Raw genomic sequence first — 7,365 nt, forward strand, 5'->3', positions numbered from 1 at the left:
GTTAATCGAGCAGCCGAATTTCGTGCAGATGTCCTCGAATGTGAGTTCCTCGTCTTGGTTTGCCTCGAAGAACTCGCGCACGCGAGACTGCAGGCTGTTGGGGATGCGGGTTCTCATGTTGTCTCCCAGCACGCGATCCGAGCCAGCGACCGGGCCCACGTCGGCGAACGGGGTGTGTAGCCGTCCCGGTAGCCGCGCTGCCATTCGGATTGGGGTGCGTCGCCGAGGTCGCGGACAACGCCGCTGCGGCGGTCCTGGAACGCCTGGTGCTCGCCAGCGTTGAAACCGGATTCGTAGTTCATGCCGCTTCCCTCCCGATACGCTTCGTCGGCATCAGGTCCGACAGGTTGGTGATCTGCGTTTTCGGCAGCATCGAGCCATTGACTGCGATCTGCTTGGCCTTGCTCGGGTCGCCGATCAGCGCGGGAGGCTGGGTCGGTTTGCCGGCAAGCGCGTTCTCTGCTTCGTGGACGCCGACCAGCCTTGCGGGGTAGGTGAAGTCCGGCCGGGCGGCGTAAGCGCGGTACGTTTGGCAGAACACCCGCTGCACGTGCGGCAGTTCGTCGTGCGTGGAGCGGCACAACTTCGGCCAGCCGCCGATGTCTTCGATAGCGGCATGGATCGCAGGGTCATCGAAGCACACGGACGTGTAGGCGCCGACACGCTGCATGGCGTCGAGGGCCTTGCCCCAAGCGATCAGGCTGCGGTCGGTCTGGGTGCCCTGCATGGCCCTGATGAGGTCGGCAGGCTTGGGCATGAACTGCCCGCTCTCGGGGTTCTGCACCGCCTGCTCGAAAGCCTTCTCGACCTGCTCGATGTCGAAGCGCTCCAGACTGCGCCACCACAGGAGCTGCGCGCCCTCGCTGATGCTTTTGCCGTACAGCTCGCTCATGGCGGTCAAGGACATGGCAAACCGCTTGTAGTCGTCACGCTGCATGTGCTTCTCCGAACAGTTTTGCTTCGAGGTTCGCGGCGCTTTGGGCTGTGGCGGCGCCTGCCGTGGACAGTCCAGGCGGGCCGGTGACGCGGTAAGCCTTCGGCTCGTAAATCGTCCGGTGCCCGGACTCGACAGCGTTGCGCAGCAAGGCGGCGATGTCGTGGCCGTTTTGCTTGAAGCCGGCGAGTTTGGCGATGACGCCCTTCTCAGCCGCTTCCGTGAACGGCACTGAGCGCATCGCCTTGCGCATCAGGACAAAGTCCTTCCACTCCTGCGGAGGAAGCCATTCGGGGGCTTCGACTTGGCGCTTGCGCTTAGAAGAACCGATAGGTTCTTCCTCTTCTCTTATCTTCTCTGTATCTTTATCTGGCGTTTGATTGCGTTCGGTCTGCGTTCGGTTGCGTTCGGCCGCGTTCGGTAGCGTTTGGTTTTCTGCTTTTCGTGCTTCTCGCCACACTTTTGACCGCTCTGCAGCCCCGTCTTCGCGTGCAACCTGCCTGTTTTCCCATCCCTTGACCCGGTCGCCGTCGAGAACCCGGCCTTGCATCGCATCAACGATTGCAGCGACATCAGCCGTTTCGAGGTCGAGTGCGCTCGCAACATCCTCGCAACTGAACGATTGCGTTCGGCCGCGTTCGGTTGCGTTCGATGCCGTGACGAGCATGTGCAGATACACCGCCATCACGTCACCGATGCGCTGGCCGCTGGCCTTTGAAATGGTTCTCCACTTCGGATCGGTCGGCATGTCGTGCCACAAACGAAGCCATTGATTCGCCACGATCAGCCCCCCGCCACCCGATAAGCCTTCACCCTCGACCCACCATCCGTGGTCACCCACTTGTCCAGCACGTTCACGCCGGCCCGCCTGAACTCGCCGCATCGCTGCGACAGAGAAAACAGACCGACGCGCTGCGCAGCCTCCAGCGGCGTAAGCCATCCACGTTTGAGCGCTTTGAGTAGTGCGGATTTCTTGTTCTGTTTCATGCGTAATCCTTTAGGGGAAATTAGTTGTGGCCGCTATTGCCGAGGCCGCGAGCAGCAGCGCACGCTCAATCGCATACGTCGTGCTCGCCTCTGCTTGCCGCACCAGCATGCGCACAGCGACATCGAGGGCTTCACGGCTCGCCTCGGCGCGCAGCGCGGTGATGTCGGCGTCCGTCATCATCTTCATGCGACGCTCCTGAGCGACGCGGCGGGCTGCAGCAGTCGCTCGATGCGGTCCTGCCGGCGCTGGCTCTCGCGGTGCGCCTCAAGGTTCTGGCGCAGCAGTTCGGCGAGTTCGTCCTTCGGCTCGATGGGCGCCGGCTGGGCGTAACTGAGTTCGTGGGAGAGTTGCTGCATCCCGACGTGGCAGCCCTTGTCGCGCGCCAGGCGTAACAGCAGCATCAATTCGTTGGGGCTGAGTTTTTCGTTTCGCTCCGGGTTCAAGCAAGCGAGCAGATGGCGTTGCGCGGCCTCGACCCCCTTTGTCGGCCACAAGGCCACACCGGCAGACTTGCTGCCGCCGCAGGCCCTGACGCACTCGATCAATGCGTCGTTGATTGATTCGTAAGGCACGAACGCCTCCTCGGTTGCCTCTCGCTGCATCCTGTCTCTCCCAATTTCGATGGAGGCGCCGGTGCTTTGCCGACCCCTTCCAAACGTGTCCACATTCTTTGGACGCCTGTGCGAGATCGGGCGCCAACAATGAAACCGTGCAAAACATCACGAACGAACGAAACGCGGCGACGCTCTTGGAGCAGTTCGCCTTCTTGCTCAATCTGCTGAAGCCGCAGGCCGTCGAGCCCGCGCCTGATGATTTCGAGCGCACTCAACCGGTCTACTTCGACCGCAGGGAGGTCGGTGATGCGTGATACCGAATGGGCGACATACGCCGTCTGCAGGCTGGTGGAGCGCATGGCGCTGCTGCTGGCCTTGGGGATCAAGCTGTGATGCAGGCCGGACATTCAGGCGGGCTGCTCTGCGGCAACGGCCGGCGCACCTTCGGTGCCGATCAGATCGGGCCAGATGCCGCGCCACGTTTTCTGGCACAGATGCCACCGCCTGAGTTCGCCGTTCGTGGCCAACTCAAGACGCACAGCCTCGGCCGGATTCATGTCCCGCCGTCCAGTGAGGCACTGGTACAGGTAGGCGTCGTTCGAGTCGTGAGCGGCGGCCAATTCGCGGCGCCGTTCGGGGGTGATTCCATTGCTCATCGTGAGCATCGTAGCGATTCGCTAGCTACGCGTCAAGCGATTCGCTCCGTACTTACATTTAGCGATGCGCTAGACAATCACGGAATGGAGACCGGCGACCAACGGCGCAAGCGGAAGTTGGCGGATTTGTGCGCCGAGCACGGCCTGGCCGAAGTCGCATCGAAGGCCGGCGCGAGCATTGCCTACCTCGATCAGATACTCAAAGGACGGCTACTGCCGGCCAAGAAGGACGGCTCGCGCTCCCCGCGAAGCCTTGGCGATGCTGTGGCCCGGACCATCGAGGAAAGGTTCGGCTTGGGGCTGGGATGGTTCGACGCCGACGAAACGACAAAGGCCAAGCCAAGGGCAGCACCGCCGTCGCCGCCACCCGGTTTCACCGACCGGCTCGAAGTCTCGCCTAGCGATTGGGCGATTCTTCAGGATGTCAAAGACGCGGTGCCGGCGGACGAACTAGCCGACATCCGCCGCCGCGCCATTGAGTTTCGAGCTCGTGTTAACCGCGCGGTGCAGGAGCGGATGGCCCAGGCGCGGACTCCGACTGAAAAGCCTCTCAGCACCGGGGAGTTGATCGCCAAGAATGGCGGATCATCTGATCGGTTGCGTGCGCGCGAGATGGCTGAAGCCGGGGCGCTCCCGTTCGTTGAACGCAGGCGCCCAGGCATACAGCAGTCCGGTGGGGTAGCGGGCATCAAGAACAAGGGCCGCCGTAGTTCAGACAAGAACAAGAAGCAGGGGCAAGGATGACAAACCACACGCTTCTATCATCGAGTCTTTCTGGTGAGGTTGTTCAGTTGTGCCGTGAGCTGTTGGATCGCGCACAGGCGGGTGACATCACCGGCTTGGGTGTTGTCGTGATACTCCCGAGAGGCCGCTACGTCGTCGATTGCTGCGGCAGCGCAAAACGCGACCCGACGTTTACGCGCGGCGCCCTCGCCTCGCTTGACGATTGCCTGCGGGAGATGGTGCACAGGAGGCGCGACGCCAACACCACCTTAATGTGATGCGCTGACAAGCGAGGAATTCCACCCGAAGGCCCCCCTTCCCCGCTGCTGCAGGGTTGAGAGGGTTCCACCACCCGTGACGGGTTCGTCGTATGCGCAGGCCGTGGTTCCCCTCCTGCGTCCCTCGGCATCGACGTTAGGCCAGCCGACCAGCTCACATGCGGGGTAGTTGCCCCGGTGCCTTGCGGCGGTGTCTGGCTGGCGGTTTCTTTCCGAGCGGCCCCACTTGTGGCCCCTGCTGTCGCGCGGAGTGCGGCCAGGAACGACAAAGCCCTCAAGGCCTGGCTGTCCCGAGGCGCAATCTCGGTCCCTTTCGGGTGACAGCCAGAGCTTGAGGGCTCGGTTGCATTGTGCCTTCGATTGCGCCGATGGCAAGCGCATTGCACTCTGGGGCCGGCACTTCCATGCGATGTCGAAGGCAGACCGGGCCGCGCTCGGCGGGCTTTTTGCGTCGGTGTTTTCCCTAGGTACGCGACTTTCCTAGCGAATCGCTTGACCTGTTGCTAGCGAATCGCTATAGTAACTCATCGAACAACCCGCCGCCCGCTCACCGAGCACCGCGGCACCGATGGGAGAAATCAGCAATGAGCGCAGCCACCCTCATCCGCGCCGCCCGCAAGGCAAGCGCACGCCGGTTCGCACCTGATCCAGAGCCACTAACCGGCTTCGATGCACTCGACGCCATCGAGCCCGCCCAGCGCGCCATCGAACTGATCCGCAGCGCGCCGGACCTGACCGACGAGCAGGCGCAGGGTTTGGCTGGTGCGCTGGCCTACCGGCTCGAACTGATGGACAAGTCGGGCCGTTACGCCGCCCTCGACGCAGCGCTGCACAAGCTCGACGAACTGCACGAGCTGCTGGGTGCTGTGCAGGCACTCGACGCGACGGACTACGCGGAGCTCGACGCTGACATGGCGGCTGATCTGCGTGGGAGGTCGGCATGAGCGGCGCTCACACGCCGGCGCCTTGGTTCATCGAGGCAGACAACGGCCTTGCTGCTAGCTACCACCTTCGCCGAGCCGTCATCACAAGTGCAGAGCATGAGGCCAATGCCCGCCTTATCGCCGCCGCGCCGGAGATGTTGGCTGCGCTCGTTCAAGCCCGCAAGGTGCTGGCCGTTGCGATCCAGGCGAACTGGGAAGACTCCACTGACGAAGACGTTGCCGAGCACATCACGGTGAAGCAGATGGACGCAGCCATCACCAAGGCAGGGGGTGCGCTATGAACGCCATTCCCGACTTCGGCGACACCCTCCCGGGTGTGTACGACACCGACCACGAGTGCCTGTCGCTCACCACGCGCCGGGTCACGCCGATGGATCGGCCGGCGGATCGCCAGCGCGCCAGGGTCAACAAGCCTTTCGCCTGCGGTATGGCCGTCTATCTCGCGGCCTACGCGGCAGTGGTTTTGTGGGTGTTCGCATGAAGCGCGCCCTCATCGTCGCGGCCGCGGTCATCGCCGTGTACGCAGCGGCCCTCTTGTTCGTCGCTGCGGGAGTAGGCATATGAGCCGCGTCCCTGCGTGCCTGTGCGATGCCTGCGAGGGTGGGCGCAAGGCGTGTCCATCGCCAGAGTCGTGTGTGCTGCCGGAGAACGAGGCCGTGCCGTTCTTTCGTGGGCCGGACGGCATCGTGGCGCTGGGCAGCGTTGCTGCGGCGGTGTTCGTGGTGGTGATGGAGGTCGGCTGCTGGATGCCGGGCGGCTGCTCATGACCTACCACCGCGACCGGGACGAGTTGACGTTGCGCTACGCCCGCACGCTGCGCGAGGCCGAGCGCAACCAATACGACTGGATTTACTGCGCGCACAAGGCCAAGCCGTTCAACCCTTGGCCCTGGCTGTGTGCGGCTGCAGTGATTGCGCTGCTGTGGGTGGCTGCATGAACACCCTGCGCGACCACCTCACCGCCATCCGCAAGGCATGGCACGCCGCGCTGGATGCGCACCACAGGTCGCTCGACGCCGCGCGCAAGCGAAGGAAGCACGGGCCGCCGAAGGCGATTCTTTGATGCGCGAGTTCCTGGCCGTTTACCGGCTCTACCGACAACACCACTCACGGGCTTACGCACCGCGCATGGCGAGAGACATCGCGCTGCGCGGGCTGCCTTTCTAACCAAGGAGACGAAATGAGCAAGATTGCACCAGCCTTCGTGAAGGCAAAACGAGCATTCAGCCCAGCGCTGAAAACATCGACCAATCCGCATTTCAAGAGCAAGTACGCCGACCTGGGTATGTGCTTGGAGGCGGTGAACGACGCCCTTCTCGAAAACGGGATCGCCGTCTATCAGGAAACCTTCGAGGACATCTCCGGCGTGACGGTGGAAACCGTGTTCCTACATGAGTCAGGCGATTCCCTGCGGGCCGGCAAGCTGCACGTCCCCGCCAGCAAACAGGACGCGCAGGGCTACGGCTCGGCGTTGAGTTACGCGCGCCGCTACTCCCTCATGGCCGCGTGCGGGATCGCGCCCGAGGACGACGACGGCAACGCCTCGAAGATGCCGACCATTGACAGGACGATGGTCATGAAGGTGCGCAACAAGATTCAGGAACACATCGTCAACGACCGTGAACTCGGCGTGGCTCAGGAATGGGACTACGCGCGAGGCGTCGGAGAAGAGTTTCAGTCTGCGGTTTGGAGCGGCCTGACCACTCCAGAGCGCGAATACATCCGTTCAGCCAACAACCGGAAGGCAGCATGAGCAAATACGAAACCAAAGATGGAACCGGTAGCCTGTTCAAGAACGAGAACAAGGCATCCGACAAGCACCCGGACTACTCCGGCACCGCGATGATCGACGGCGTCGAGATGTTCATGGACGCTTGGCTGAAGACCGCCGAGAGCGGGCGAAAGTGGATGTCGTTCAGCTTCAAGCCTAAGCAAAAACAGTCGGCTCCTGCGGCACGGCCGGCGCCTCAGCGTGAGCCCGCATCGCGCGGCGCCACCGGCTGGGATGACATGCCAGAAGACATTCCTTTTTAGGAAGGCAAGGCAGAGTCATGACCACTACCGCCCAGCAGTTATCCGGCGCGCTGATCGCTGATCCGATATGGCCCGTGCGCAAAGAGGCAGCCGCGATGCTGCTCGCGCAGGCCGCAGAGATCGAGCGACTGCAGAAGTGCCTGCGCTGGCAGGACGACAGGGACGGCCGCATTGGCACGCACGGGCCGGGGTGCCACACATGGGGGCCGAATCACTATGACTGCGCCGTGCGCGAGGTTGATCGGCTCACGAAAG

General features: G+C 63.1%; 19 protein-coding genes. 12 read left to right on the forward strand and 7 right to left on the reverse strand.

The window, feature by feature from the left end:
* Positions 1–113: 113 nt before the first annotated feature.
* Genes H0W38_RS12405 through H0W38_RS12430 form a run of 6 tightly spaced genes read right to left on the reverse strand, consistent with a single transcriptional unit; the run spans position 114 to position 2,494 of the window.
* Entirely contained in the window at positions 114–302 is a 189-nt protein-coding gene (locus H0W38_RS12405) for a hypothetical protein (RefSeq protein WP_292454423.1), read from the reverse strand.
* Positions 299–937 (reverse strand): DUF6475 domain-containing protein, encoded by a 639-nt coding sequence (locus H0W38_RS12410; protein WP_292454425.1) that lies wholly within the window; start codon positions 935–937, stop codon positions 299–301. The genes H0W38_RS12405 and H0W38_RS12410 overlap by 4 nt, the downstream gene beginning before the upstream one ends.
* Entirely contained in the window at positions 927–1,682 is a 756-nt protein-coding gene (locus H0W38_RS12415; RefSeq protein WP_292454428.1) for a hypothetical protein, read from the reverse strand. Before H0W38_RS12415 ends, H0W38_RS12410 begins: the two co-directional genes overlap by 11 nt.
* Before the next feature lie 35 nt (positions 1,683–1,717).
* Positions 1,718–1,921 (reverse strand): helix-turn-helix domain-containing protein, encoded by a 204-nt coding sequence (locus H0W38_RS12420; RefSeq protein ID WP_292454430.1) that lies wholly within the window; start codon positions 1,919–1,921, stop codon positions 1,718–1,720.
* A 10-nt stretch (positions 1,922–1,931) separates the two neighbouring features.
* Positions 1,932–2,108: a hypothetical protein gene (locus tag H0W38_RS12425; protein ID WP_292454431.1), complete on the reverse strand. Its 177-nt coding sequence runs from the start codon at positions 2,106–2,108 to the stop codon at positions 1,932–1,934.
* Positions 2,105–2,494 carry a hypothetical protein gene (locus H0W38_RS12430; protein ID WP_292454432.1) on the reverse strand — a complete coding sequence of 130 codons (390 nt, stop codon included), beginning with the start codon at positions 2,492–2,494 and terminating at the stop codon, positions 2,105–2,107. Before H0W38_RS12430 ends, H0W38_RS12425 begins: the two co-directional genes overlap by 4 nt.
* A 98-nt stretch (positions 2,495–2,592) precedes the next feature.
* Between H0W38_RS12430 and H0W38_RS12435 the strand changes: the two genes are divergently transcribed.
* Entirely contained in the window at positions 2,593–2,790 is a 198-nt protein-coding gene (locus H0W38_RS12435) for a hypothetical protein (protein ID WP_292454434.1), read from the forward strand.
* A gap of 93 nt (positions 2,791–2,883) precedes the next feature.
* Here H0W38_RS12435 and H0W38_RS12440 read toward each other — a convergent pair whose 3' ends face one another.
* Positions 2,884–3,141 (reverse strand): hypothetical protein, encoded by a 258-nt coding sequence (locus H0W38_RS12440; RefSeq protein WP_292454435.1) that lies wholly within the window; start codon positions 3,139–3,141, stop codon positions 2,884–2,886.
* A 75-nt stretch (positions 3,142–3,216) separates the two neighbouring features.
* On the opposite strand from H0W38_RS12440, the gene H0W38_RS12445 reads away from it, so the two are divergent.
* From H0W38_RS12445 to H0W38_RS12495, 11 genes are all read left to right on the forward strand, one after another.
* A complete protein-coding gene (locus tag H0W38_RS12445) occupies positions 3,217–3,876 on the forward strand; it encodes a hypothetical protein (protein WP_292454436.1) in 660 nt (219 codons plus the stop codon).
* On the forward strand, positions 3,873–4,133 hold the full coding sequence (locus H0W38_RS12450; RefSeq protein ID WP_292454438.1) for a hypothetical protein: 261 nt from the start codon (positions 3,873–3,875) through the stop codon (positions 4,131–4,133). The genes H0W38_RS12445 and H0W38_RS12450 overlap by 4 nt, the downstream gene beginning before the upstream one ends.
* Before the next feature lie 584 nt (positions 4,134–4,717).
* Positions 4,718–5,077 (forward strand): hypothetical protein, encoded by a 360-nt coding sequence (locus tag H0W38_RS12455; RefSeq protein WP_292454440.1) that lies wholly within the window; start codon positions 4,718–4,720, stop codon positions 5,075–5,077.
* Complete coding sequence (locus H0W38_RS12460; protein ID WP_292454443.1) at positions 5,074–5,358, forward strand: hypothetical protein; 285 nt, start codon at positions 5,074–5,076, stop codon at positions 5,356–5,358. The genes H0W38_RS12455 and H0W38_RS12460 overlap by 4 nt, the downstream gene beginning before the upstream one ends.
* Complete coding sequence (locus H0W38_RS12465) at positions 5,355–5,558, forward strand: hypothetical protein (RefSeq protein WP_292454446.1); 204 nt, start codon at positions 5,355–5,357, stop codon at positions 5,556–5,558. The genes H0W38_RS12460 and H0W38_RS12465 overlap by 4 nt, the downstream gene beginning before the upstream one ends.
* A gap of 79 nt (positions 5,559–5,637) precedes the next feature.
* Complete coding sequence (locus H0W38_RS12470) at positions 5,638–5,844, forward strand: hypothetical protein (RefSeq protein WP_292454448.1); 207 nt, start codon at positions 5,638–5,640, stop codon at positions 5,842–5,844.
* On the forward strand, positions 5,841–6,014 hold the full coding sequence (locus H0W38_RS12475) for a hypothetical protein (protein WP_292454450.1): 174 nt from the start codon (positions 5,841–5,843) through the stop codon (positions 6,012–6,014). The genes H0W38_RS12470 and H0W38_RS12475 overlap by 4 nt, the downstream gene beginning before the upstream one ends.
* Positions 6,011–6,139: a hypothetical protein gene (locus H0W38_RS12480; RefSeq protein WP_292454453.1), complete on the forward strand. Its 129-nt coding sequence runs from the start codon at positions 6,011–6,013 to the stop codon at positions 6,137–6,139. The genes H0W38_RS12475 and H0W38_RS12480 overlap by 4 nt, the downstream gene beginning before the upstream one ends.
* A 117-nt stretch (positions 6,140–6,256) precedes the next feature.
* Positions 6,257–6,829: an ERF family protein gene (locus H0W38_RS12485; protein ID WP_292454455.1), complete on the forward strand. Its 573-nt coding sequence runs from the start codon at positions 6,257–6,259 to the stop codon at positions 6,827–6,829.
* Entirely contained in the window at positions 6,826–7,110 is a 285-nt protein-coding gene (locus tag H0W38_RS12490) for a hypothetical protein (protein WP_292454457.1), read from the forward strand. The genes H0W38_RS12485 and H0W38_RS12490 overlap by 4 nt, the downstream gene beginning before the upstream one ends.
* Positions 7,111–7,127: 17 nt before the next feature.
* On the forward strand, positions 7,128–7,365 hold a 238-nt coding region (locus tag H0W38_RS12495; protein ID WP_292454460.1), incomplete at its 3' end, for a hypothetical protein.

Source organism: Methylibium sp. (assembly GCF_013817365.1).
Lineage (GTDB): Bacteria > Pseudomonadota > Gammaproteobacteria > Burkholderiales > Burkholderiaceae_C > Methylibium.

What these genes read in the sequence shown, in the direction of transcription:
- H0W38_RS12405 (WP_292454423.1), bottom strand. Translation starts at nt 302, where the DNA reads ATGAACTACGAATCCGGTTTCAACGCTGGCGAGCACCAGGCGTTCCAG.
- H0W38_RS12485 (WP_292454455.1), top strand. Translation starts at nt 6,257, where the DNA reads ATGAGCAAGATTGCACCAGCCTTCGTGAAGGCAAAACGAGCATTCAGC.
- H0W38_RS12460 (WP_292454443.1), top strand. Translation starts at nt 5,074, where the DNA reads ATGAGCGGCGCTCACACGCCGGCGCCTTGGTTCATCGAGGCAGACAAC.
- H0W38_RS12490 (WP_292454457.1), top strand. Translation starts at nt 6,826, where the DNA reads ATGAGCAAATACGAAACCAAAGATGGAACCGGTAGCCTGTTCAAGAAC.
- H0W38_RS12475 (WP_292454450.1), top strand. Translation starts at nt 5,841, where the DNA reads ATGACCTACCACCGCGACCGGGACGAGTTGACGTTGCGCTACGCCCGC.
- H0W38_RS12470 (WP_292454448.1), top strand. Translation starts at nt 5,638, where the DNA reads ATGAGCCGCGTCCCTGCGTGCCTGTGCGATGCCTGCGAGGGTGGGCGC.
- H0W38_RS12415 (WP_292454428.1), bottom strand. Translation starts at nt 1,682, where the DNA reads ATGCCGACCGATCCGAAGTGGAGAACCATTTCAAAGGCCAGCGGCCAG.
- H0W38_RS12480 (WP_292454453.1), top strand. Translation starts at nt 6,011, where the DNA reads ATGAACACCCTGCGCGACCACCTCACCGCCATCCGCAAGGCATGGCAC.
- H0W38_RS12440 (WP_292454435.1), bottom strand. Translation starts at nt 3,141, where the DNA reads ATGCTCACGATGAGCAATGGAATCACCCCCGAACGGCGCCGCGAATTG.
- H0W38_RS12445 (WP_292454436.1), top strand. Translation starts at nt 3,217, where the DNA reads ATGGAGACCGGCGACCAACGGCGCAAGCGGAAGTTGGCGGATTTGTGC.
- H0W38_RS12420 (WP_292454430.1), bottom strand. Translation starts at nt 1,921, where the DNA reads ATGAAACAGAACAAGAAATCCGCACTACTCAAAGCGCTCAAACGTGGA.
- H0W38_RS12425 (WP_292454431.1), bottom strand. Translation starts at nt 2,108, where the DNA reads ATGAAGATGATGACGGACGCCGACATCACCGCGCTGCGCGCCGAGGCG.
- H0W38_RS12450 (WP_292454438.1), top strand. Translation starts at nt 3,873, where the DNA reads ATGACAAACCACACGCTTCTATCATCGAGTCTTTCTGGTGAGGTTGTT.
- H0W38_RS12465 (WP_292454446.1), top strand. Translation starts at nt 5,355, where the DNA reads ATGAACGCCATTCCCGACTTCGGCGACACCCTCCCGGGTGTGTACGAC.
- H0W38_RS12410 (WP_292454425.1), bottom strand. Translation starts at nt 937, where the DNA reads ATGCAGCGTGACGACTACAAGCGGTTTGCCATGTCCTTGACCGCCATG.
- H0W38_RS12455 (WP_292454440.1), top strand. Translation starts at nt 4,718, where the DNA reads ATGAGCGCAGCCACCCTCATCCGCGCCGCCCGCAAGGCAAGCGCACGC.